Origin of the sequence: Pseudomonas khorasanensis (genome assembly GCF_014268505.2) — a bacterium.
Lineage (GTDB): Bacteria > Pseudomonadota > Gammaproteobacteria > Pseudomonadales > Pseudomonadaceae > Aquipseudomonas > Aquipseudomonas khorasanensis.
The window spans coordinates 1-393 of the sequence record NZ_JABWQP020000056.1; the positions used below are offsets into that span (position 1 = coordinate 1).

The 393-nt window shown below is 54.2% G+C and carries 1 pseudogene; it reads right to left on the reverse strand.

Annotated elements, in window-relative coordinates:
• Window positions 1–168 precede the first annotated feature (168 nt).
• Window positions 169–393: pseudogene (locus tag HU727_RS25565) on the reverse strand (hypothetical protein); the annotation flags it as partial.

Below are 393 nucleotides of genomic sequence, written 5' to 3' on the forward strand. Positions count from 1 at the left end.
GGGCGGGCACATACACTGCGATGGCCTCATAGCGGAAATCGGGCGGCATATCGGCGGTGAAGGTGAACGTATTCGGCTGACTGCTGGCGCAGCCTGCGGCGCCGATGAAGCAGCAGCCCAAAACGGCACTTTTAAACAGGGGATACAAACTCGTCATCAGGTATGTCCTTATTCAGTGCAACCGGGGTAAATGGTGCATTGCCGTCCGTCAGGCATTTGAAAGCCGCTGAAGTCTTTGTAATTGCCAAAGCAGAACGCGTATTGGTCTTCGAAGTTATCGCCCATACAGCGCTTCCAGCCGTTAGGTACTTTGACCCACGTATCCCCAATAGCGGGCCTGTCTTCGTCAGCCAACTTGATGTGCATCCTCACAGTCTTGCCCGCTAGTTGTTG